The organism is Bradyrhizobium tunisiense (assembly GCF_042263385.1).
GTDB lineage: Bacteria > Pseudomonadota > Alphaproteobacteria > Rhizobiales > Xanthobacteraceae > Bradyrhizobium > Bradyrhizobium tunisiense.
Genome location: NZ_JBHLEV010000004.1, coordinates 658075 through 681872 on the forward strand (window position 1 = coordinate 658075; position 23798 = coordinate 681872).

Here is a 23798-nt window from a genome sequence, read left to right on the forward strand (position 1 = left end):
GGATCAAGCCGCGGCCGATATTCCGGACGCCGCCTTGACGGCGTCGCGCGGCAGGGTCACGCGCACGACGGTGCCGACCTCCAGCTTGGAGCGCAGCCGCATCGAGCCGCCGTGGAGCTGCGCGAGCGAACGCGCGATCGCGAGGCCGAGGCCCGAGCCGTGATAGGTCTTGGTGAGCTGGCTCTCCACCTGCTCGAACGGGCGGCCGAGCCGGGTCAGCGAATGCGGCGCGATGCCGATGCCGGTGTCGGCGATCATCAGCACGATCCTGTCGTCGAGCTGCCGGCTGCGCACCACGATGCGTCCGCCGTCGGGCGTGAACTTCACGGCGTTGGAGAGCAGATTGACGATGATCTGCTTGGTGGCGCGGCGGTCGGCGACGACGGAGATGGATTTTGCGATATCGGCGTCGAGTGTCAGGTACTTGTCCTGGGCCCGGCCGGTGACGACCCGCAGCGACTCCGCCAGCGTCTGCGCGAGGTCCAGCTCTTCCATGTCGAGCTTCATGCGGCCTGCCTCGATCTTGGACATGTCGAGGATGTCGTTGATGACCTCGAGCAGATAGTGGCCGCTTGTGAGGATGTCCTGGCAGTACTCCTGGTACTTCTCGCTGCCGAGCTCGCCGAACATGCCGGAGCCCATGATCTCGGAGAAGCCGATGATGGCGTTGAGCGGCGTGCGCAGCTCGTGGCTCATATTGGCCAGGAATTTCGACTTGGTCTGGTTGGCTTCCTCGGCGCGGGTCTTCTCGCGCTGGTACTTCTCGGCGAGATCGGCGAGCTCGACCGCCTGGCGTTCCAGCGCGGCCTGCGAACGCTTGAGGTCGATGACGGTGGCCCGCAGGCGCAGATCGTTGTCGACCAGCTTCTGCTCGTGCTCCTTGATGCGGGTGATGTCGGTGCCGACCGAGACGTAGCCGCCGTCCTTGGTGCGGCGCTCGCTGATGTGCAGCCAGCTGCCGTCGTCGAGCTGGGCCTCGAAGGTGCGCGCGCCAGGGCCTTGGGCAGCGGTCTCGTTGTGGCGGGTGCGTACCTCCGGCATGCGGCCGACCTCGAGCACGGTCTCGTAGGAGGTGCCGGGAATGACGGCGGTGTCGGGCAGCTTGTGCAGGCGCTGGAAGTGCGAGTTGCAGAGCACGAGGCGGTCGCTTGCATCCCAGAGCACGAAGGCTTCCGGAATGGTCTCGATGGCGTCGCGCAGGCGGAGGTCGGCTTCCACCGTCCTCTCGGCGAGGCTCTTCTGCTCGGTGATGTCGACGGCGATCCCGATCAGGTGCACGCTGGAATCGGTCGCCCCGCGCGTCTTCTCGCAGCGGACGCGGAGCCAGATCCAGTGGCCGTCGACGTGCTGCATGCGGAAGGTCTGGTCGATGTGGTCGATCTTCTCGGAGATGAGCTGATCGGCGATGGCGAACAGGTCGATGTCGTCCGACTTCACCAGCGCGTTGACCTCGCCGAAGGTGAGGAGCTCGTGGCGGCCGTCGAGGCCCAGCATCGAGAACATCGACTGCGACCAGAAGATTCGGCCGCGCGAGAGGTCCCAGTCCCACAGGCCGCAGCGGCCGCGGTTGAGCGCGGTGTCGATCCGGCCGCGCACGGCGTCGTTGATGAGGTCGCCCTCGCGGGCGCGGGTGGACTGCCAGTGGAAGGCGAAGCCGAGGATCAGGACGACGAAGCCCGTCGTCGCCGACAGCGTCACCGAAAGCGCCGCGTCCGATCCCCAGATCGGCTCGTTGCGCTCCTGGATCACGGTGACGAAGCCGGGCATCGACTTGATCTGCCGCGAGGTCGCCATCGCGGCGTTGCCGCTCGGCAGCGTCATGTCGGCAATGTTGCCGTCGCGCGTCGGCGCCGCGAGCAGTTGTGCCGTGGTGATCGCATCGAGCAGGCGGTCGTTGCCTGACGGATCGTTGTCGATCGGAACGCGGGCGAGGACGCGGCGGTCGATGCCGGCCGAGGTGACGATGACGTGGCGGCCCGAGGCCGTGCCCCAGGTCGGGATCAGGTCGGGCAGCAGCGCCGGCAGGCTCTCGATGTTCTTGATCCGCTCTTGCCGCACGGAGGTGAGGCGGTCGATGCGTTCGGCGAGCAGATCGGCGAGCGCCGAGATGTCGTGGCGGATCACCAGCCGCTTCTGGCGGGTCTGGTCGACCACCTGAACGAATGCGCCGAGACAGATCGTGATCAGGAAAGCGATGATCAGCGTCGGCACGGCGCGACGAAGCGCCGGCTCTGCGATCAAGAGCCGATGATAGGCAGGTTTCGCGATCGATTGCGCCAATCCCTTGATCGAATCGGATTGGACGCACGCGTTCGCGGCGTCTGCACGCGACATGCCTTCGGCCCCCTGAAAACCAGCTTGCAACTGAAGTCCGGAAGCAGCCCCACATCGCTTCCGAATCACAGCGATTTGAATCCAGTTTTCGCGGGCTGTCGAGAGTCAACGAATCGTTAACGCGAAATTATTCTTATCCAATGTGCAGTTTCCGCGTCGTGCGTCCGCAAACTCACGGGCGCGAGGAGTCCGAAACGAGAACGTGGAATTCCCTGCACGTTCTTCGTCTCGTGCGCGCGTCACGCGCGCGGCGGCTCGGCGTGGCTGATCACGCGCTTCACGCTCGGGAACGCGCGCCGCAGCGCACGCTCGATCGCGTCGACATGCTCGTGCACCTTGATCACGCTCATCGACGGCGTGGCGCGGCAGTGGAAGTTGACGATCTCCCCGGCATCGGTGTTGCGGACACGGACATTGTGGATGTCGTGGATCTCGCCGCCGGCGGCATATTCCGTCAGCGCGGCCGCGATCGTCCGCACCCGTTCCGGCGTGGCATCGACCCCGAACGGCAGTTCCGGTTCCAGCGGCTCGATATGGACGTCGACCTCGACGTCGTCGCCGAACTCCTCCTGGATGTTGCGCTCCAGGGCGTTGGCGACGTCATGAGCGGCGTCGAGCTGCATTCCGCCGTCGACCTCGAGGTCGATGCTGACGATCAGCTTGGCGCCGAGATCGTGCACCGTGACGTGGTGGATGGCGAGCCCGGAGTTGCGCGCGATCACCATGATGCGGTCGCGCACGGTCTCGTTGTCGCGGGCGACAGGCACCGCGGCGAAGGTGAGGTCGGCGTCCCCGAACGCCTTGCTGACGGCGGCTTGCGCGTTGCGCTTGATGTCCTCGACACGGTCGATCGGATAGGTCCGCGGCACCTTGGCGATGGTGTCGATGAACGTGGTCGCCCCGACCATGCGCACCCGCAGCCGCTCGATATCGATCACGCCGGCCACGCTCCGGATCGCGGCCGTGGCTTTCTCGTGCGCGCCCTCGGGGGCGCGGTCGACCAGCGTCTGTACGGTCGAGCCCGCCATGCGCAGCCCAAGCAGGGCGATCATCACGGCGACTGCGGCGGCTGCGGCCGCATCGCCCCACCAGAAGCCGAGGCCGGCGAGGATCAGGCCCGCGATCACGGCGAACGAGCCCATCACGTCGGAGGCGAAATGCAGCGCATCCGCCGCCAGCGCCTGGCTCCGGGTCTCCCGCGCAGCGCGGTGCAGGGCGCGGGCGCGCCAGAGATTGACGACGATGTCGATCACCAACACCACGAACGGCACGGCCGAAATGGTCGGCGGCGGGGTCCCTTCGCTCAGCCGGCTATAGGCCTCGACCAGGATGCCGCCGGCGAGCACGTAGAGCAGGGCGGTGACGCCCAGCGCCGAGACGCTCTCCAGCTTGCCGTGGCCGTAATGGTGCTCCTCGTCCGCCGGCTTGTCGGACACCCGCACCACCGCCCAGGTGATGATGGTTGCGACCAGATCGATCGTGGAATGCAGGGCCTCGGAGATCAGCGCAAGCGAGCCGATCGCGATCCCGACCGCGAATTTGGCCGCCGCCATGGCGCCGCTGGCGACGATCGAGATCGCGGCGACCGAGGTTTTGTCGTGCTGGGAGGTCATGGCGGGGATTTAGCAGGGCGTGGGTGAACATCAAGCGGTGATCCACAGAAGTAGTCGCTAGTGAGTTGCAGGAGCGGGGAGCTTGACGGGCTGTCATTCCGGGGCGCCGAAGGCGAACCCGGAATGATGGTCTCATCGCTCCACCCGCCGCCCCTATAACGTCACCACGATCTTCCCCAGATGCCTGTTCGCCTCCATGTGCTCGAATGCCCTATCGATGTCGTCGAACGCGAACACCTTGTCGATCGGCAGCTGCAGTTTTCGCGACTCCACCGCGCCCCAGATGTCCTTGCGGACCTCCTCGAAGATCTCGCGGACTTCTTCGATGGTGCGGCTGCGGAACGTGACGCCGACATAGTCGATGCGGCGGGCCGCATGCAGGTCGAAATTGAAATCGGCATGGGTGCCGCCGAGCCGGCCGACATTGACGATACGGCCCTTCACCTTGGTAGCCGCGAGGTTCTGATTGGCGACCTTGCCCGAGACCTGGTCGACGATGAGGTCCACGCCTTCGCCGTTGGTCACCTTCAGCACCTCGTCGACCCATGTCGGATCGGAGCTGTCGACCGCGAGATCGGCGCCATACTCCTTCAGCCGGCCGCGGCGGGTGGCATCGGTCGACGAGCCGATCACGAGCTTTGCACCCTTGAGCCTTGCGATCTGCATCGCCATCAGTCCGACGCCGGAGCTCGCGCCCTGGATCAGCACGCTCTGGCCAGGCTGCACGCCGCCGACGGTGACGACGGCGTTGTGCATCGTCGCGAGCGCGACGGGCAGGGTGGCCGCCTCCTCGAAATTCATGTTCGAGGGCGCATGAAATAGCCGGCCGTGATCGGCCAGCGCGTATTCGGCAAACGCGGCGGCGCCCGAGCCCATGATGCGGTCGCCGATCTTGACGCCCTTGGCATCCGGCCCGATCTCGGCGACTTCGCCGGCCCACTCCATGCCCAGCACGGTGCCGGCGCCGCCGGCCGCGCCATGGGCGTGGCCCTTGCGCATGCCGGTGTCGGCGCGGTTCAGCCCGCAGGCGCGGACGCGGACCAGCACTTGCGTGCCTTTGGGCTTTGGTTGGGCGACGTCGGAGATCGTCGCGCCGTTGGCGCCATAGACATAGGCTTTCATGATGCTCTCGCTTCTTGCAGTTGTTGTTCCGCGGCTTCGCGTTGCGGCTGAACGATCATGCCCTCCAGCCGGCTGCGGATGATCGCTTCCGCCTCGCGCACGATGCGGGAGATCAACTCGGCGCAGCTCGGGATGTCCTGGATCAGGCCCTGCACCTGGCCGGCCGACCAGATGCCCTCGTCGGAATTGCCGGTCGCGTAGACCATCTTGCCGCGGGCGCCCGCTACGAGCTCGCGGATGTCCTCGAACCTGGCGCCTTCCTTCTCCATGGCGACGACCTTCGTCGAGATCTCGTTCCTGGCGACGCGCGAGGTGTTGCGCATGGTGCGGAAGATCAGCTCGGTCTCGCGCTCGTCATTGGCGACGATTTTCTCCTTGATGAGCTGGTGGATCGGGCTCTCCTTGGTCGCCATGAAGCGGGTGCCCATGTTGATGCCTTCGGCACCCAGGGCCAACGCCGCGACCAGGCCGCGCGCGTCGGCGAAGCCCCCCGAGGCGATCATGGGGATCTTGACCTTGTTGGCGGCGGCCGGGATCAGGATCAGGCCGGGCGTGTCGTCCTCGCCGGGATGGCCGGCGCATTCGAAGCCGTCGATCGAGATGGCATCGACACCCATCCGCTCGGCCGACAGCGCGTGGCGCACGCTGGTGCATTTGTGCACGACCTTGACGCCGTGCTTCCTGAACTCGTCGACATGCTCCTGCGGCTTGTTGCCGGCGGTCTCGACCACCTTGATGCCGCTCTCGATGATGGCGGCGCGGTATTCGGCGTAGGGTGGCGGCTTGATCGCGGGCAGGATGGTGAGGTTGACGCCGAACGGCTTGTCGGTGAGGTCGCGGCAGCGCGCGATTTCCTTCCTGAGATCCTCCGGCGTCGGCTGGGTCAATGCCGTGATGAAGCCGAGCGCGCCGGCATTGGCGACGGCGGCAACCAGCTCGGCGCGGCCGACCCATTGCATGCCGCCCTGGACGATCGGGTGCTCGACGCCGACGAGTTTGGTGAACCGTGTCTGCAACATTGTCTGTTTCCCCCTGCCGCTCATGGCGCTCTGTTATCGGTTGATGGCGCAGGATGCCGCCGGGGTCGGGAAATGTCTATTTGGATCGGCTTGCGGTAAGGGCGGGGCAATCATGCGGGGGATGAGGGATTCCGTGGGGCGGTAATCGGGACGCAACGAGGGACGTGGCAGCGCCACTCGGTCTGGTGTCCCCGACGCGCTGCAGCGCGTAGCGTTGCTGCGCAGAGCCGGGACCCATGTTCCACGAACAATCCGAGAGATGGGGCGCCGCTCTGCAGCGCGCCGTCCCACTGGACGATGCTTCGCATCGCCATCGAGACGCTGCGCTGCGTCCGGGGCACGGACAAATGATTGACCGCTCGTTTCGTCAGCTTTCAGATCGCAGACACACCTTCGCCCTCTCGCGGCATGTTCCGCCCGAGTCTTGCTGATCGCATCGCCCCTATCGAGACAAGGGCGCAGGGAAGGCCGGGCGCCGGCTGGCACCCGCGATCCGTGCGCGAAAAGATGCACACGGGGTGGACCACAGGTGAGCCGAACGCCCGGCCTTCCCTGCGCAATGGTTTACGGCGTACTTCGTGCTCTCCTCGGGGAGCGTTGCACTATTGCCCCCGTCGCCTTGCGGATGATCGATGCGCGTACCGGTTGGTCGCGGCATCACCGCAGGACTTGACGCACAGACCCCGGGCGTCAGGACCACACGACTTGGCCGTCCGCGCACGTCCTCGCATGTCGCTTCGAACGCTGGCGCGTGCTCACGCCCGAAGCCATGCGAAGACGCTGTCGGCGCCGGGTCGTATGCGCGGAAAGCGCCTTGCTCACGGTTACCCGCCCTGAATGCGCTTCGCGCCCGACGCCGTCGCGTCCATCGCTGCCCAGCCCGCGGTTCGTGACGATCGCGATCCGCCCCTTGTCTCGGGCCAGGGTGTTTTGCTTGTACGATAAATCAGAAATTCGGTAAAGTAGAATATTTGCGCAAGCGGGGCTTGACAGGCGAGGGGGAGGAATTGGCGGGGTGTTTTGCCCGACGGGCGAGCAAATTGTTGCCACACCAAACACTGTCATGCCCCGGCTTGACCGGGGCATCCAGTACGCCGCGGCTTGTCGGTTTCAGCCTTGCTGTCTCTGGAATACTGGATTGCCCGCTTTCGCGGGCAATGACACCGAGTTTGGAACGGGCGGCTACTCCGCCGACAGCCGCACCATCTGGCGGCCGCCGTTCATTTCCTTGAGGCGGTTGACGAAGTTTTCCGGGCGCTGCCAGCGGTTGGGGACCTCGAGGCCCATGAACTCGGCGATGTCGCCGATGAAGCCGGTGCAGTTGACGGTCTCGGCGTTCCACACTGGCGAGCTGGCCTGCAATTTCTTGATATAGGCGAACACGCGCTTGGCGTCGGCCTCGTTCAGATAGACGCGATAGCTCGCGGTCAGATAGTCCGGATCGAGATCGCCGTAGCTCGCGCCGGTCTCTGACGGCACGAAGGTGATATGACCGAGCACGTAAGCGAGCGTGTCGCCGGCAGGCGTGAGGCCTGCGACCTCGACCGCCTTCTCGCTGGTCTTGCCGTACCAGACGAAAGCATGGCCCCAGCTTGCGGCCGTGCGGGCGCGGAAGTCGACGTAATACGGACCTTTCTCCGCGCGCGCGACGGAGCGCCGCGTCGATTGCGGCGCCGGCCGCGGCGTGGAGCCGGTCGTGGCAAGCGCATTGGCGTCGGCAACGCGCTTGTTCGCCTCATGCGCCGAAGCCGAGGGCATCAGGCACGCGATCATCGCCGCGAGCGCGAGCCCCGCAAGGATGCAGGATCCCGATCGATCAGGTTTGTTCGTCACGCTGTGCCCCTCGACTGTCGGCCGCCTACGCTGGTTTGCGCGGCGCGTCAGTAGCGCGCTGCGACCGGGCCCGGCGCCTTGCCGATCGGAGCCTTTCCAACCGGGCTCTTGCCAATCGGCATCTTGCCGATCGGCGCCTGCTCGGCCGGGTAGACCGGCACGGGCTGACGACGCGGCAGATCCGCAGCGTTCGCGGCCGTCACCAGAGCAAGCGTGGCACCCAGAGCAAATACAATCTTCTTCACAGTGATACCCCTAGAAGGTTTGGCCCAAACACGGCCATGCCGTGCCCCCAGACACGCCTCACAGAAGGGCGGCCGAATGCGTCCAAGTTGCGGCGTGCGCGGGGCATGTCGGCGGCATTGGCGCGCGAAGATGTGATGTTTACGGATGTTCTTGCCGATCGATCGTCCCGGATGTCGCTTCGCTCATCCGGGCTACGGTAGATTTTTCCCGACGAGCGGGGCTGCCTCTCCCGCCGTCATTCCGGGGCGGCGCAAAGCGCCGAGCCCGAAATCCATTTATCGACCGTCACTGCCGCTCGATGGATTCCGGGTTCGCGCTTTGCGCGCCCCGGAATGACGGAGAGAGAGAGGTAAGGTCGTAGCCCGCATGAGTCCCGCGACAGCGAAGTGCGACACGACAGACCTCTCCGGATGTCGCTTCGCTCATCCGGGCTACTGCGCCGTGTTCGCCGCTACAGCCGAAACTCGTTGGTGAGCTCGCCGATGCCGTCGATCGCGACGGTCACGATGTTCACCGGCTCCTTCATCACGCCGACGCCGACCGAGGTGCCGACGGCGATGAGGTCGCCGGGGAGCAGGGTCATGTCATGGGAGATCCTGCTGACCAGCTCCTGCGCCGAAAAGATCATGTCGGAGATCGGGTAGTTCTGCCGCTCTGCGCCGTTGAGGATGGTGCGGACCGTGAGTCTTGCGGGATCGAGACCGGTTGCGATCACGGGGCCGAACGGGCCGTAATCGTCGATGCCTTTGGCGCGGGCCCATTGCGGGAAGGTGGGGTCGCTGGTCAGGATGTCGTTTGCGGTGATGTCGTTGACGCAGGTGTAGCCGAAGATGAAGCCGTCGGCCTCGCCCGGGGAGACACGCGCGCATGTCTTGCCGATGACGATGCCGAGCTCGCCCTCATAGGTGGTCTTGCCGTCGTAGTAGGACGGGCGGCGGATCACGGCGCCCGGCGACGTGATGGTGGTGGTGGCCTTGAGCAGATAGAGCGGCTCCGGCGGCTCGGGCTGGTTGAGCTTGGCCGCGAGCGCGTGAAAATTGTTCCAGAGCGCGACGATCTTGCTGGGCGCACACGGCGCGAGCAGCTCGACCTCCGTGAGCGCCAGGCTCTTGCCGGTCGCGGCGTTGCGGCCGAACATCTCGCCTTCATGGACGCTGATGCCCGATGGCGTCAGCATGCCGAAACCGGTCGCGCCGGCATGACGGAAGCGCAGCCACTTCTTCACCGCGGTCGTCATCACGCCACCGCCAATGCGCGGGGATCTGCCGGCGTCGAGACGCCGTCATAGAGGCCGGCGATGCGGGCGCGCTGGGTCACCATCGCCAGTACCGAGTCGAGCGCGGGCGTCGGGATGCCGGTAAGGCGGCCCATCTCCTGTACGACGGTGACGAGCGGGTCGATCTCCATGGGGCGGCCGCGCTCGAGATCCTGGAGCATCGAGGTCTTGTGGGCACCGACCTTGCGGGCACCCTCGATGCGGCGCTCGACGTCGACGCGGAATTTGACCCCGAACGTCTCGGCAATCGCCTGCGTCTCCACCATGATCGCGCGCGACAGCGAGCGCGTTGCCGGATCGGTGCAGATCACGTCGAGCGTGGCGTGCGTGAGCGCGCTGATCGGGTTGAAGCAGACATTGCCCCAGAGCTTCAGCCAGATCTCGTCGCGGATGCGGTCGAGCACCGGGGCCTTCAGCCCGGCGGCGACGAAGAGATCGGCGATGCGCGTGACGTCCGAGGTGATCTCGCCCGAGGGCTCGCCGAGCGGGAAATTGTTGCCGTAGACGTGCCGGATCACGCCGGGCGCTTCGATCTCGGTTGCGGGATAGACGATGCAGCCGATGGCGCGCTCGGCGCCTATTTCGCGCCACTGCCGCCCGCCGGGATCGATGCTCTCCAGCGTCGCGTTCTCGTATTGGCCGCCGTGCTTGTAGAAGTACCAATAGGGGATGCCGTTGACGGCGGTGACGATGCGGGTGTGCGGCCCGAGCAGCGGCTGCATCCTCTCGATCACGCCGGTGATCGAATGCGCCTTCAGCGTGATGATGATGTAGTCCTGCACGCCGAGTTCGGCGGGGTCGTCGGTGCAGCGCGGATGAACGGTGTGCTTGTCCTCGCCCGCGAGCAGCGTCAGGCCGCGCTCGCGCATGGCGGTAAGGTGGGCGCCGCGTGCGATGAGGCTGACATCGGCGCCCGCGCGCGCGAGCTGAACTCCGAGATATCCGCCGATCGCGCCGGCGCCGTAGATGCAGATCTTCATGAAGTCCTCGCGAAGCAGCGGAAGCCGGAATTTGGGACGAAAGATCCGGTCCGGCTCGGAAGGATCCGAGCCGGGGCCGGTAGTCACAGGGGAAGTTTTGGCGCTTTTAGGCTGCCGCTTGCGGCTTGCCGTTGATGGCCTCGTCCATGGCGGCTGCGATGTCGCGCATGCTGATGACGGAGACGAGGCTGTAATCGTCGATCACAGGCAAATGGCGGATGTGATGAATGTTCATCAGATGCCGGACCTGCTCGATCGTGTCGCTCGAGGCGCAGGACACGAGCTGCTGCACCGAGACGAGCTGCGAGACCTTGACGTTGACGGCGTTCGCGCCGTGCTCGGCGACGGCGCGCACCACGTCGCGCTCGGTGAACATGCCGACCGCAGTGTTACCCTCGGAGCGGACCACGTCCTTGACCACGAGAGCGCTGATGTTGTTGGCGCGCATCAGCTTGGCGGCGATGCCCACCGTTTCGTTCATTCGCACCGTGACAACGCGCGGCGTCTTCTTGCGCAGAATGTCTCCGACCAGCATTGCAACCTCCCTGGGTGAATGTTGGGAGAAGTGTGGTATACATAATGCCAATCGTCAAGCGCTGCATTTGGGTGATCCGAAAAATCTTGCGACAGCAATACTGACATTTGACGCAAGGAGAGGAGGAAGAGGCGCATCGCTGCGCCCCTTTCCCCTTGCGCGAAAGCGTGCGGCGGTCAGACCGTCTCGGTCTTTGCGGTTGTCTTGGCGCGACCGGTTGCGGCCTCGGTGCTCTCGGCTTCCTTGCCGAGGATGAAGGAGCGGCGCAGCGGCTTGATCACGAACAGCGCCATCAGCGCCGCCGTCGCGTTCAAGGCCACCGCGACCACGAACACGGCTTTCCAGCCATAGGCAGCCGAGATGACGCTTGCGAGCGGAACGAGCAGGGAGGCGGTGCCCTTTGCGGTGTAGAGCATGCCGTTGTTGGTGGTTGCGAACTTCGAGCCGAAAGTGTCGCCGCAGGTGGCGGGAAACAGCGAGTAGATCTCGCCGAACACGCCGAAGTAAACCGCGGTCGCCAGCACGAAGACCTGCGGGATGTGGCCGTAGGCTGACAGTGTCAGGAGCATCAAGGCGGCGGTGCCGAACGCGATGAACATGGTGTGCTCGCGGCCGATCGTGTCGGAGACGAAGCCGAAGAACGGACGGCCGAAACCATCGAGGATGCGGTCGAGCGAGATCGCGAAGGTCAGCGCCGCCATCTGGAAGCCGACGAGCGTGACCGGCGTGTCGGCGATCTTGAAGTCGTGCGCGATCGGGCCGATCTGCGCCGCCGTCATCAGGCCTCCCGAGGCGACCATGACGAAGACGAGGTACATGACCCAGAAAATGGAGGTGCGCAGCACCTGCGGCGGGGTGAAGTCGATCCTGGTTTGCGGCAGATTGAGCTGTTTCTTCTTCGGCGGGATCGCGAGCCGCGGCGGCTGGATGAAGAAGGCGAGTGCGAAGACGATCACGCCCTGGCCGATGCCGAAGGTGAGGAAGGCGTGCTGATAGCCGCTCGATGCGATCATGCTGGCGATCGGCACGATGGTGAGCGCGGCGCCGGCGCCGAAGCCAGCGGCGGTCGCGCCGGCGGCAAGGCCGCGGCGATCCGGAAACCATTTCAGCGCGTTGCCGACGCAGGTGCCGTACACCGCGCCCGCCCCCATGCCGCCGATGATCGCGGCTGCGTAGAGCAGGGTGAGCGAGTCGGCATAGGAGTTGAGGATCCAGGAGAGCGCGATCATCACGCCGCCGAACATGATGACGATGCGCGGGCCGTATTTGTCGACGAACCAGGCCTCGACCGGCACCAGCCACGTCTCGGTGACGACGAAGATGGTGAAAGCGAGCTGGATGGCGGCGCGCCCCCAATGGTGGGCGGCGTCGATCGGATCGACGAATAGGGTCCAGCCATATTGCAGATTGGCGATCATCGCCATGCAGACGATGCCCATGCCGAGCTGGAGCCAGCGGAAACCTGTGCGAAGCGGCGCGGCGGTGACGGCGCCATCCGGGCTGGAAATCATCGAGAACCTCCCAACGCGCCTGATTGGCTGCAACACAGGATCGCAAGATGACCTGATGTCGCAAAGATTGTGGCTTATCGTCGCAGGCGCTAGCCGGAGATTGGTATACGATATTCCAGATTGCAAGCCCTAACTTGGCGTCCTCTCTGCAGAACGGCGCCGGTTCCCTGTCGGAGGGGGCGCATGGCATCGTCCGCAAACGACAACGCCCGGCCGTGCGGCCGGGCGTCTTGCTTGGTGAATGTGGTGGAGTGTCAGACGGTCGATTTCGCGACGACGACCTTACGCCAGGGTTTGAGCACCGCGATCGCCAGCAGCGAAGCCAGGATGTTGGCGCCTGCCGCGATGATGAACACGGCGTCCCAGGTGCCCGACGATTGCTGCATGTAGTTCGCGATCGGCACCAGCAGCGCGGCGGTGCCCTTCGCGGTGTAGAGCAGGCCGGCATTGGTGGTCGCGAACTTGGCGCCGAACGTGTCGGTGCAGGTCGATGGGAACAACGAGTAGATCTCACCCCAGGCGAAGAACACGAAGCCCGAGAGCAGCACGAACCAGATCGGATCGTGGCCCCAGAGGTAGAGCATCCAGATGCCGAAACCTTCCATGCCGAAGGCGATGAACATCGTGTTCTCGCGGCCGATCATGTCGGAGATCCAGCCGAAGAACGGACGCGTCAGGCCGTTGAGCACGCGGTCGATCGTCGCCGCGAAGGTCACTGCCGTCATCGTCACCGCCATCAGCGTGACCGGCACGTTGTCGACCTTCCAGTCGGCCGCGATCGGCTTCAGATTTGCCGTCACCATCAAGCCGCCGGCGCCGACGATCACGAACATGAAGTACATCAGCCAGAAGATCGGCTGACGCAGAACTTCGGTCGGCTGGTAGTTACGGCGGGTCTGCAGCAGATTGGCGTTCGCCACCACGTTGGGCACCTGGCCGGCTTTCGGCGCGAGCAGGAAGAAGGCGAGGATGCAGATGATGAGGCCTTGGCCGAGGCCGAAATAGAGGAAGGTGGTCTGGAAGCCACTGTCCTTGATCATGGCCTGGATCGGCGCGACGGTCAGCGCGGAGCCTGCGCCGAAGCCCGCGGCCGTGATGCCCGCGGCAAGACCGCGCTTGTCCGGAAACCACTTCAGCGCGTTGCCGACGCAGGTGCCGTAGACGCCGCCGGCGCCGATGCCCGCGATGATCATGCCGAGATAGTAGCCGTTGAGCGTGGTGGCCTGCGCGTTGATCGCCCAACCGATGGCGCAGAGCACGCCGCCGACCAGCACGACGATTCGCGGACCGTATTTGTCGACGAACCATCCTTCGATCGGCACCAGCCAGGTCTCGAACAGCACGAATAGCGTAAAGGCCCATTGGATCGAGGCGCGATCCCAGCCGAACGTCTTCTGGATGTCAGGGACGAAGAACGTCCAGCCGTATTGGTAATTGGCGATCATCACCATCGCCGCGACGCCAACCGCCAGCTGCGTCCACCGATAGGCGTCGCTTACGCGCGCGACACCAGGGGCCGCTGCCGAATGCACCATGTCCGTCATTAAAAACCCTCCCGAACGCGCCGATCATTTTTATGCATGCGCTGGCCCGCATCCTGGTATGCATTATGCCAAGATTCAAGCTGAGGACGGGGAGGTGCGGCGAAATAACGCGGGCCTGTTCACATGCGCCATCAGCGCCGGATTGTAAAGACCCGCGTGCTGCCCGCGTGCCGATGGGAATGGCTAGGAAGTCATGCAAATAGTTGATTTAATGGGTATTTTCACCAAGAAAGTGCCGCCCGGAGGGTGCGGGAAAAGTTGGTGCGTGCGGAGAATTTTCCGCTCATGCGCTGCTCGCGCGCTGCCGGCTGGGAGCGTTGGACGAGGGCGCTCTTGCTGGAATTCGTTATCCCAGCAGTTCAGCCTGCGACGGTTTGGCAGTGGCGGCGGGGCGAATCACGCCTCACGCCATCGACATGCGCAGGCGGCTGTAGCCTTCCTGGATCGCGGACCAGAACAGGGCGACCAGGCCGAGCGCCATGATCGTGCTGACGAGGCCGTTGGAGAAGAAGATGCCCAGCGAGCCCTGCGATCCCAGCAGCGACTGGCGGAAGGCTTCCTCCGCCTTGTCGCCGAGCACGATGGCGAGCACCAGCGGCGCGAGCGGGTAGTTGCACTTCTTCAGGAGATAGCCGATCACGCCGAACACCAGCATCAGCATCACGTCGAAGGTGCTGTTGTGCACCGAATAGGCGCCGATCGCGCAGAGCACCAGGATCAGAGGCGCGATGATGCCGAAGGGCACGCGCAGGATCGCGGCGAAGATCGGCACGCAGGTCAGCACGACGATCAGGCCCACGATATTGCCGAGATACATCGAGGCGATCAGGCCCCAGACGAACTCCTTCTGCTCGACGAACAGCATCGGGCCGGGCTGCAGGCCCCAGATCAGCAGGCCGCCGAGCAGCACCGCCGCGGTCGGCGAGCCCGGCACGCCGAGCGAGAGCATCGGCAGCAGCGCCGCGGTGCCCGCGGCATGCGCGGCCGTCTCCGGCGCGATCACGCCCTCGATCTCGCCCTTGCCGAAATTGTTGCCGCGCCGCGCCAGGCGCTTGGCGATGCCGTAGCTCATGAAGGAGGCCGGCGTCGCGCCGGCGGGCGTGACGCCCATCCAGCAGCCGATCAGGCAGGAACGCAGCGAAGTCATCCAATAGGCGGGCAGTTCCCGCCAGGTCTGCAGCACGACGCGCAGGTTGATGCTGGCCTTGCCGCCGCGGAACGCCAGCCCTTCCTCCATGGTCAGCAGGATCTCGCCGATGCCGAACAAGCCGATCACGGCGATCAGGAAGTCAAATCCGTTGAGCAACTCGGTGATGCCGAAGGTTAGCCGCAACTGCCCGGTGATCGAATCGAGACCGACCGCGGCGAGCGCGAAGCCAATCATCATCGCGGCGATGGTCTTGAACGGCGGCTCCTTGCTCAGCCCGACGAAGCTGCAGAAGGCGAGGAAATAGACCGCGAACTTCTCCGCTGGACCAAATCTCAGCGCGAAGCCCGCGACGAGGGGCGCAACCAGCGTGATCATGATGACGGCAAACAGCGCGCCGACGAAGGAGGAGGTGAAGGCGGCGGTCAGGGCTTCGCCGGGCTTGCCCTGTTGAGCCATCGGATAGCCGTCGAAGGTGGTCGCCACCGACCAGGGCTCGCCGGGTATGTTGAACAGGATCGAGGTGATGGCGCCGCCGAACAGCGCGCCCCAATAGATGCAGGAGAGCATGATGATCGCCGATGTCGGCGGCATGCTGAAGGTCAGCGGCAAGAGGATGGCGACGCCGTTGGCGCCCCCGAGCCCCGGCAGCACGCCGATGATGACCCCGAGCGTGATGCCGATGATCATCAGCATGATGTTGTAGGGCTGCAGGGCGACCGCGAAGCCGTGAAACAGATTGGCCAACTCTTCCATGTCGATACGTCCTGCAGCAATAAGCAATAACGGGGATGACGGCGCAGCTTCTTACAGACCGAGCCATTCCTCCAGCGGTCCCTTGGGAAGCGGGACCAGGAACCAGCGCTCGAAAACCAGATAGGTCACGACCGGCATGCCGATGGCGATCGCGGCAACCGTCAGCCAGCGATAGGCGCCGAGCCAGCGCATGAACCAGGCGATGAAGACCATGGAGCCGACGTAGAGGCCGATGAACGGCATCGAGCCGACATAGATCGCGGTGGGCACGACGACGCTCATGACCTGGCGCAGCTGTCCCCATTCTGCGAACAGCCGGCCGTCGTCGTCGCGCTGCGCGTGCCACAGGTTGATGGCGCTCGAGGCGACGATGGCGGCGCCGATATAGAAGGGGAAGAAGCCGGCACGCGGGCCCTCGGCGCCCCAGTTGATGCCGGCCTTCAGGCTGCCGAAGATCACGACCAGGCCGAAGGCGCCGATCAGCAGCGCCATGCCGATCTCCAGCGTCTTGTGCGCCGGGCCAGATGCGGATCCGGATCGTTCAGTCATGGGACCTCCAGGCGGAATTTCAGTCTTTCGCGATCGCGGCAGACGGGAGGACGGCCAGCGTCCTCAGCCGTCGTCGAAATCCCCGTCAGTTTGCCGATGCGAGGAAGCCGGCGTCCTTCATCAAGCCCTCGTGGCGCTTCTCCTCCGCCTCGATCCACTTGGCGTAGTCGGCGCCGGTCAGGAAGGTCGTGTTGAAGGCGCCGCTCTTCATGAAATCCTGCCATTCCGGCGTGGCGCGGACCTTCTTGAACAGCTCGACGTAATATTCGATCTGATCCTTGGTGGCCTTGGGCGACATGAAGATGCCGCGCAGCATGAGATATTCCATTGCAAGGCCCTGCGACTTGCAGGTCGGAATATCCTTCCAGGCCTTGCCCTCGGCGACCGGCTCGTCATAGGCCATCGGTTGGGCGTCGAACACGCAGAGCGGGCGGAGCTTGCCGCCGCGCCATTGCGCGACCGCCTCGATTGGATTGTTGACGGTCGAATCGACGTGATTGCCGACGAGCTGAACGGCGACTTCGCCACCGCCCTTGTAGGGAATGTAGGTGAACTTCGCCTCGATCGCCTTCTCGATGCCGACCGTGATGATCTGGTCTTCCTGCTTGGAGCCGGTGCCGCCCATCTTGAATGAGCCGGCCGGTGCCTTCTTCGCCGCGTCGACGTAGTCCTTGACCGTGGTGTACGGCTTTTCGGCATTCACCCAGAGCACGAACTCGTCGAGCGCCAGCATCGCAACCGGGGTCAGATCCTTCCAGTTGAACGGAATCCCCGTCGCCAGCGGCGTCGTGAACAGGTTCGACAGCGTGATGATGATCTTGTGAGGATTGCCCGAGGACGTCTTCAGATCCAGGAAGCCTTCGCCGCCCGCGCCGCCGGCCTTGTTGATGACGACCAGCGGCTGCTTCATCAGATTGTGCTTGGTGACGATGCCCTGGATGGTGCGTGCCATCTGATCGGCGCCGCCGCCGGTGCCCGCCGGCACCACGAATTCGACGGGACGGACCGGTTCCCAGGCAGCACGGCTTGCGGTGTTGCTGGCGCACGACATTGCGATTGCCGCCAGAGCGACATTCAGAACGAATGGCTTCATCTTGTTTCTCTCCCTGTCGAACCTCGAACGCAGCCGCTCTCTGTCGGCTTGCGTCAGCCCATCTCGATTCACATGCCCGGCGTCAACCCCAATGGGCCGTCTCCAAAGGCAGTCCCGATAGAAACTCTATGAGCAGGGATAACGCGCGGCATCCGCTTCTTTCGGCTAAGGGGCGTCGCCAAGGTTGCGGCAGGTTTGCCCCTCGGCTGTTCCCGTCCTGCGTTACGTTTCCCCGTCTTGCACCTGAGATCGTGCAATCGTTCAAATTTGTCCAATGGTATGCGAAATGCCAGTAGACAAACAATCAGATCGGCGGGGCAGGCGGCGGACGAATTGTCGCAGTTGTGGTGGCGGGCCCGGATCGGGCGCAAAAGAAAATGGCCCCGACTTGCGGAGCCATTTGATCAAACCGTGCCTCTGCTGGACTGCCAGCCGGCGGGCAAGGCCCTTCTTGAAGGGTCTTCTTACAGGCCGAAACGCGGCAGATCGCCGTTGCGGTTGGAAATCTCGGCGCTTGCCATCAGAAAACTGTCGATCGAGGCCATCAGGCGGGCGAACAGCGAGGAGGAGGGGGCGAGAGCAACGGAAGCGGTCTTGGACATCGGAATTCCCTTTCTAGAAGACAGTCAGCCTTGCTGTCTCATTTCGAAAGGCAAGTTATGTATACCAGATGCCAATGTCCATGCTCTTGTTTGCATAGCAGCATGAAGACTCTCGCATCGCAGCATAATGCCGGGTTAACGGGGGCGTTTCGGAGATAAAATTGCCGGAGCCTGCGGACTGCCCGGGCTTTCCAGTGCCGAAAGCCGCGAAAGGCAGGCTGAAGTATCCGGTTCGAAGCGATGTCGCAGAGATGCTCTCCAAGTTACGGCCGCACTGCAACGGGCGGGCCTTGGCAGGACAAGTCAAAGCCGCTAGTGGTCCGCCCCCTATCCAATCAACTGTCAGAGTGGTTCATGTCGAGCGCCTCGGCCGCCGTCTCGATCGGCATCGATTTTGGGACCAGCAATACGGTCGTAGCCATCGCGGCGGATGACCGCCGGGTCGAGGCCATCCGCTTCGACCATGGCGGACAGCGCCACAGCGTCTACGTGTCGGCGCTGTGCTTCTGGGAGGACCGGCCGGGCGCCGGCGCCCAGGCCGAGGGCGGCCCGTGGGCGATCGAGCAATTCCTCGAAGGCCGCCACATCTACCGCTTCCTGCAGTCGTTCAAGACGTTCGCTGCGAGCAGCAGCTTCAACACCACGCAGGTCTTCCGGCAGCGCTTCAAGTTCGAGGACATCCTGGCGGCATTCCTGCGGACGCTGGCGCGCCATGGCGGCGACAAGTTCGGCTTCGAGACGTCGACCATCACGGTGGGCCGCCCCGTGCGCTTCGCCGGCGGCAATCCCGACGAGGCGCTGGCAATGCAGCGCTACCGCGCCGCGTTCGAGCGCTTGGGTGCCGGCCACGCCCGCTATGTCTATGAGCCCGTGGGTGCGGCGTTCTCCTTTGCGCGAAGGCTGGAGCGCGATGCCACCGTGCTGGTTGCGGATTTCGGCGGCGGCACCAGCGATTTCTCCGTGATGCGCTTTTCGCGCGCGGGCGGCCATCTGCGCGCCGAGCCGCTCGGCCATGCAGGCATCGGCATCGCCGGCGACACGTTCGACTACCGCATCGTCGACCGCGTCGTCTCGCCGCGGCTCGGCAAAGGCTCGAGCTTCCGCTCCTTCGACAAGGTGCTGCCGATCCCCAGCGGCCATTACACCAACCTCGCGCGCTGGCATCAACTGGCGATGATGAAGAGCAACGGCGATCTGCGCGAGCTCAGGGAGCTTGCGCGCACCGCGTTGAAGCCGGAACTGCTCGAGGATTTCATCACCATCGTCGATCTCGACCTCGGCTTTCCGCTGTACCGTGCGGTGTCCGATGCCAAGGTGGCATTGTCTGCACAGGACGAGGTCGACTTCCGTTTCAAGGGCGGCGGAGTCGACATCGGCGCGGCGATCACGCGAAAGAAATTCGAATCCTGGATTGCCGACGACATCGCCCGGCTGGGGGCCACCGTCGACAAGGTGCTGGCCAAGGCCGGCATCACCGCGCGCGAGGTGGAGAAGGTGTTCTTGACCGGCGGCACCTCCTTTGTGCCGGCAGTGCGAAAGCTGTTCTCCGAGCGGTTCGGCAACGACCGTCTGATGTCGGGCGATCAGTTCGAGTCGATCGCCTATGGCTTGGCACTGATCGGACACAGTCCGGACCCCGATCGGTGGGCGGCAGGCGAGGCCGGGTAGCAGGCGGCGAGCGACGCTGTTTGGCCGCTATTTCTGCTGAATTCGGTTCAGGTAATCGATCACGGAGAGGATGCGAGTCCGCACGACGACCTCCGGATTATGTTGCGGCCCGGCCTTCTGCCAATAATAGGAATCGACGGCATGAGGCAGGTTGATGATGGGGTTGAACCGCTCGCCCCAGACCGGCATTTCACGCGTGCCGTGAGCCGGGACTGTTTTCGACCCATACAGGGTTTCGTAAACGGCGTTGGTCGGAAACACCCCGTTGTTGTTCTTGGCCAGCATGGTCAAGTCCGAAGGCGATGTCTTGAGCTGGCTGCTGACCGGTCCTTTGCCCTTTGCGTCGGCGCCATGACAACTCGCGCATGACGACTGAAATTCGGCCTTCCCGATGTCGACCTCTTCGGCCTTGGCGGCGGCAGCGAAACCAGCGGCAAGGCCGGCAATGAGCAACCATCCGATAGATCTCATCGTATCGCCTCCAAGGCCGGCCAAGATGATCCTTACTCTAGCCGTTTTGCCCTTTTGACGGCTTGACGCACATCAAGCCGCCCCCGCCAGAGCGCAACGAGCCCGCGGAACGTGCCCGCGGCTCACATCGATTCAGCTCGAAGCCTCGCGTCCAGCCTATTGATTGATCTCGGGCTCGACCAGCTTCGCCAGATTGCGCAGCGATTCCTGCCAACCGAGATAGCAGGCCTCGGGCGGGATGACGTCGGGGATGCCGGCCTGCGTGATGTCGATCTCGGTGCCGACCGAGACCTTCTTCAGGATCACGGTGACCTCGATCAGACCAGGTAGATTGGGATCGTCGAACTTGTCGGTGTAGCGGAGGCGCTCGTTCGGCACGAGCTCGAGATATTCGCCGCCGAACGAATGGCTGTGGCCCGTGGTGAAATTGCGGAACGACATCTTGAACGTGCCGCCCACCTTGGGCTCGAAATGATGCACGGTACAGGTGAAACCGTTCGGCGGCAGCCATTTCGCCATCGCATCGGCCTCCAGGAAGGCGCGATAGACTTTCTCCGGGCTGGTGGCGAGAACGCGGTGCAGGCGGATAGTGCTGGGCATGGTTGTTATCCTCAGTGTTTGATGGGCCCGAGATCGGCGTCTAGGGACCATTCATGTCACGAGGACGACCGGCGTGGCGCCGATCCGACATGCGTGTCGGCTTTTTTGTTGGATGTTTGTCTGGCCGGGTTGCTAGACGGCTGCCACATCCAGAGGCGTCATTGCGAACGCCATCCTAGAGTGGCCGGTCGCACTTATTGATCGAGTCGAATCTGCGCGGTTTTGACAATGTCCTGCCAGCGCGCGATCTCTTCGGCCATCCGCCGCTTGAGCGGTTCGGGACCTCGCTGATCCGGCGGCGGCAGGATCAAGCCTACCAGTTCAAGCCGTTTCCGCACGCCGTCGTCGTCAAGCGCTGCGCGAAGTGCATCGGCGAACCGGTCGCGAATGGCGTCTGGCACGCCTTTCGGCAGGTAGAACGCGAACCAGCTTGACGCGACAAACTGCGGAAGCCCTGCTTCCCGGGCCGTCGGGGTGTCCGGCAATTGCGGAACCCGTGCTGGGGCCGAAACGGTCAGAAAACGCAAGTTGTTGTCACCTAGGAAGGGAAGAACGTCTCCCAGCAGTCCGCAGCTGAAGTCGCTGCGACCCGCGGTCAGGTCGGTCATCGCCAGCGCCGATCCGCGATATGGCACCTCGACGGGCTTGATCCCGGTCACCGTCGTGAACAACAGACAGCTGATGTGGCTGATCGAACCGACACCCGCATGAGCCAAGGTGAGGTCCGCGCCGCGCGCCTTTGCGATCGCGATGAACGCCGAGATGCTACCTGCTCCGAGATCGCGGCGGGCGACGACGAGGATCGGCGTTTCCGCGACCAGGCCAATCGGTGTGAAATCAACCAGCGGATCGTAACGAAGGTTCGGATACAGCGCGACCGACGCCGCATGCGTGCCGACGTGACCGCTGACCAGCGTATAACCGTCGGGAGCGCTTTTCGCGACGCGCGTTGAGCCGGTCGTGCCGCCCGCCCCGGCGACGTTCTCGACAATGATTGGCTGCCCGAGCTTTCGCGACATGTGTTCGGTCACGATCCGGCTCATCACGTCGTTCGGGCCGCCAGCCGCGAATGGGACGACCAGGATGATCGGCCGGGAAGGAAACGGCGGCTCGGCTTGTGCCACATTCACCGTTGTCAGTACCGCCGCTGCGACGAGGACCGTGCGCGCGCATTTCAGAATCATGTGGACAAGCTCCGTGTCAGCGGTGACGCCTCTGGCACGGCGCTAGCTGGCCGATCAGCACAAGCGGCGAGGACACGATCGACCTCACGGCCGGACAGGCCGACGTACCGCGCCGGGTCCGCGGCCTTTTCGATCTCATGCGGCGCGACGTGGGCCGTCACCGCCGGATCGCGCGAAACGCTCTCGGCTAATGTCAGGCCCGAAGCGATGGCGTGCGTGCACGCCGTACTCACCATTTCGTGCGCATGATGGCGCCCGACGTGCGGAGCCAGCGCCATCATGACGGCCTCCGCGGCGATGAGCCCCTTTGTCCGCCCGAGATTGGCCTGCATCGTATCGGGTCTGACGACCAGTCCGGTGCAGAGCCGAACGGCGTTATCCATGGCCCGGGAGATCAGCAGGAACGCTTCCGGCAACAGCGACCATTCGGCTTGCCACGGTCCCGTCGCCCGTTCATGGTCGTGGACCGAAGCGTCGAGCATGGCGCTTGCGAGCCGACGCAACGACAGTCCGGTGCTGAGAATCTGCTCGCAGACGATTGGATTTCGCTTGTGCGGCATGGTGCTGGAAGCGCCATGGCCCTGGCCGCCCGGCTCCAGCACTTCGCTGATCTCGGTCTGTGCCATTGACGCGATGTCGGTTGCGATTTTGCTCAGGCTCGCGGAGATCAGCCCAAGCAGGCATACCGTCTCGGCCAACGCGTCGCGCGCCGCATGCCATGCCACCAGCGGCTCGCCGAGTCCGAGTTCGCGGGCCAACGCCGCGCGGATGCGGTCGCCGTCGTCGCCGAGCGACGCGAAAGTGCCGACCGCGCCGCCGAATTGAACCTGCAGGACCCTTGGTTTGAGCTCGGCGAGACGTTGCCTGTGACGCAGCAGGCTCGACAGCCAGACGGAAACCTTGAAGCCGAAGGTGATCGGGATCGCGTGTTGAAGCTTGGTCCTGCCGACCATCGGGGTATCGCGATGGATACGCGCCAGATCCGCAATCGCCGATATCAGGCGCTCCAGGTCGCGGTGGACGAGCTCGAGCGCATCGCGCATCTGCAGCACGAGCGCAGTGTCCATGATGTCCTGACTCGTGGCACCCCAATGGACGAATTCGCCATGGGGTTTACCGGTGAGCCGGATCAACTGCTCGACCAGATTCACGATCGGCAAACCGGCGCGCAAAGTGCCCGCCGCCAATTCGTCGAGGTCGAGCAATTCAGGACGTGCAGCGGAGGCGATCGCAGCAGCAGCCTCGGTCGGAATGACGCCGAGCTGCGCTTGAACCCTGGCCAGCGCGACCTCGACCAGAAGCATGGACGCCAGCGAATTGCGCTCACCGAAAATAGTGCGCATCGGCGCGGTGCTGAAAATATCGGCGAGGTGGCGGCTACCGAAGACCGCTCCGGGCTCGAAACTCAGCATGGCCGTGTCGCGATCATGGATGACCGGACGCGGGCACGTTCAAACCAGTCGGTAAGCCTCGGTCTTTCGGAGCGCCATGACAGGTGCGCTGCGCGAAAGTCAACAAGCCGAATTGCGTCCTCCAATCCGAGCTCGTGAATGGCGCCCCTTACCTTGCGGGCGTATGGTGACGTCTGATTAAAAAATAGCCGCATCGGTATCGTCCCTACGTCGTCGCGCTTCATTGCGCGACATACGGCTTGGCATCGGTCAAGCTAGATGACCCTTCCGTCTTATAAAAATGCATTATTGTGATTCATGCGT

20 protein-coding genes are annotated in these 23798 nt (G+C 64.3%); 1 reads left to right on the forward strand and 19 read right to left on the reverse strand.

All coding sequences use genetic code 11. The annotated features are described in order from the left end of the window. Positions 1-3: 3 nt before the first annotated feature. The 15 genes from ACFDR6_RS21815 to ACFDR6_RS21885 all read right to left on the reverse strand — a co-directional run bounded on the left by ACFDR6_RS21815 (position 4) and on the right by ACFDR6_RS21885 (position 18160). The gene (locus tag ACFDR6_RS21815) at positions 4-2334 is read right to left on the reverse strand and encodes a PAS domain-containing sensor histidine kinase (protein WP_375859448.1); all 2331 of its coding nucleotides are present in this window, start codon (positions 2332-2334) and stop codon (positions 4-6) included. 239 nt (positions 2335-2573) lie between these two features. Next, complete coding sequence (locus ACFDR6_RS21820; protein ID WP_375859449.1) at positions 2574-3947, reverse strand: cation-efflux pump; 1374 nt, start codon at positions 3945-3947, stop codon at positions 2574-2576. A gap of 153 nt (positions 3948-4100) precedes the next feature. After that, entirely contained in the window at positions 4101-5069 is a 969-nt protein-coding gene (locus ACFDR6_RS21825) for a quinone oxidoreductase family protein (protein ID WP_375859450.1), read from the reverse strand. After that, positions 5066-6088: an NAD(P)H-dependent flavin oxidoreductase gene (locus tag ACFDR6_RS21830; RefSeq protein ID WP_375859451.1), complete on the reverse strand. Its 1023-nt coding sequence runs from the start codon at positions 6086-6088 to the stop codon at positions 5066-5068. The genes ACFDR6_RS21825 and ACFDR6_RS21830 overlap by 4 nt, the downstream gene beginning before the upstream one ends. 1182 nt (positions 6089-7270) lie before the next feature. Then, a complete protein-coding gene (locus ACFDR6_RS21835) occupies positions 7271-7921 on the reverse strand; it encodes a hypothetical protein (protein WP_317240319.1) in 651 nt (216 codons plus the stop codon). 47 nt (positions 7922-7968) lie between these two features. After that, positions 7969-8172 (reverse strand): hypothetical protein, encoded by a 204-nt coding sequence (locus tag ACFDR6_RS21840; protein WP_209965301.1) that lies wholly within the window; start codon positions 8170-8172, stop codon positions 7969-7971. Positions 8173-8618: 446 nt separating this feature from the next. After that, a complete protein-coding gene (locus tag ACFDR6_RS21845; protein WP_317240318.1) occupies positions 8619-9404 on the reverse strand; it encodes a fumarylacetoacetate hydrolase family protein in 786 nt (261 codons plus the stop codon). Next, positions 9404-10423, reverse strand: a complete 1020-nt coding sequence (locus tag ACFDR6_RS21850) for a 2-dehydropantoate 2-reductase (RefSeq protein WP_375859452.1) — start codon at positions 10421-10423, stop codon at positions 9404-9406. The genes ACFDR6_RS21845 and ACFDR6_RS21850 overlap by 1 nt, the downstream gene beginning before the upstream one ends. 106 nt (positions 10424-10529) lie before the next feature. Continuing rightward, positions 10530-10958: a CBS domain-containing protein gene (locus ACFDR6_RS21855; RefSeq protein ID WP_212092336.1), complete on the reverse strand. Its 429-nt coding sequence runs from the start codon at positions 10956-10958 to the stop codon at positions 10530-10532. A gap of 176 nt (positions 10959-11134) precedes the next feature. Next, a complete protein-coding gene (gene oxlT, locus ACFDR6_RS21860; protein WP_375859453.1) occupies positions 11135-12469 on the reverse strand; it encodes an oxalate/formate MFS antiporter in 1335 nt (444 codons plus the stop codon). Between the two features lie 254 nt (positions 12470-12723). Continuing rightward, a complete protein-coding gene (gene oxlT / locus ACFDR6_RS21865; RefSeq protein WP_212092338.1) occupies positions 12724-14013 on the reverse strand; it encodes an oxalate/formate MFS antiporter in 1290 nt (429 codons plus the stop codon). Between the two features lie 403 nt (positions 14014-14416). Continuing rightward, positions 14417-15916 carry a tripartite tricarboxylate transporter permease gene (locus tag ACFDR6_RS21870; RefSeq protein WP_212092339.1) on the reverse strand — a complete coding sequence of 500 codons (1500 nt, stop codon included), beginning with the start codon at positions 15914-15916 and terminating at the stop codon, positions 14417-14419. 51 nt (positions 15917-15967) lie between these two features. Next, a complete protein-coding gene (locus ACFDR6_RS21875; protein ID WP_212092340.1) occupies positions 15968-16465 on the reverse strand; it encodes a tripartite tricarboxylate transporter TctB family protein in 498 nt (165 codons plus the stop codon). A gap of 85 nt (positions 16466-16550) precedes the next feature. After that, positions 16551-17558 (reverse strand): Bug family tripartite tricarboxylate transporter substrate binding protein, encoded by a 1008-nt coding sequence (locus ACFDR6_RS21880; RefSeq protein ID WP_375859454.1) that lies wholly within the window; start codon positions 17556-17558, stop codon positions 16551-16553. 464 nt (positions 17559-18022) lie between these two features. Continuing rightward, positions 18023-18160, reverse strand: a complete 138-nt coding sequence (locus tag ACFDR6_RS21885) for a hypothetical protein (RefSeq protein WP_212092342.1) — start codon at positions 18158-18160, stop codon at positions 18023-18025. A gap of 354 nt (positions 18161-18514) precedes the next feature. Here ACFDR6_RS21885 and ACFDR6_RS21890 point away from each other — a divergent pair, with 354 nt between their 5' ends. Continuing rightward, positions 18515-19828 (forward strand): Hsp70 family protein, encoded by a 1314-nt coding sequence (locus ACFDR6_RS21890; RefSeq protein WP_375859455.1) that lies wholly within the window; start codon positions 18515-18517, stop codon positions 19826-19828. Between the two features lie 27 nt (positions 19829-19855). Here ACFDR6_RS21890 and ACFDR6_RS21895 read toward each other — a convergent pair whose 3' ends face one another. From ACFDR6_RS21895 to pcaB, 4 genes are all read right to left on the reverse strand, one after another. Further along, positions 19856-20281 carry a c-type cytochrome gene (locus tag ACFDR6_RS21895; protein WP_375859456.1) on the reverse strand — a complete coding sequence of 142 codons (426 nt, stop codon included), beginning with the start codon at positions 20279-20281 and terminating at the stop codon, positions 19856-19858. Positions 20282-20455: 174 nt separating this feature from the next. Further along, the gene (locus ACFDR6_RS21900; protein ID WP_212092345.1) at positions 20456-20899 is read right to left on the reverse strand and encodes an SRPBCC family protein; all 444 of its coding nucleotides are present in this window, start codon (positions 20897-20899) and stop codon (positions 20456-20458) included. A gap of 194 nt (positions 20900-21093) precedes the next feature. After that, the gene (locus ACFDR6_RS21905) at positions 21094-22083 is read right to left on the reverse strand and encodes a Bug family tripartite tricarboxylate transporter substrate binding protein (RefSeq protein ID WP_375859457.1); all 990 of its coding nucleotides are present in this window, start codon (positions 22081-22083) and stop codon (positions 21094-21096) included. Then, complete coding sequence (gene pcaB / locus ACFDR6_RS21910) at positions 22080-23495, reverse strand: 3-carboxy-cis,cis-muconate cycloisomerase (RefSeq protein ID WP_375859458.1); 1416 nt, start codon at positions 23493-23495, stop codon at positions 22080-22082. Before pcaB ends, ACFDR6_RS21905 begins: the two co-directional genes overlap by 4 nt. Between the last annotated feature and the right edge of the window lie 303 nt (positions 23496-23798).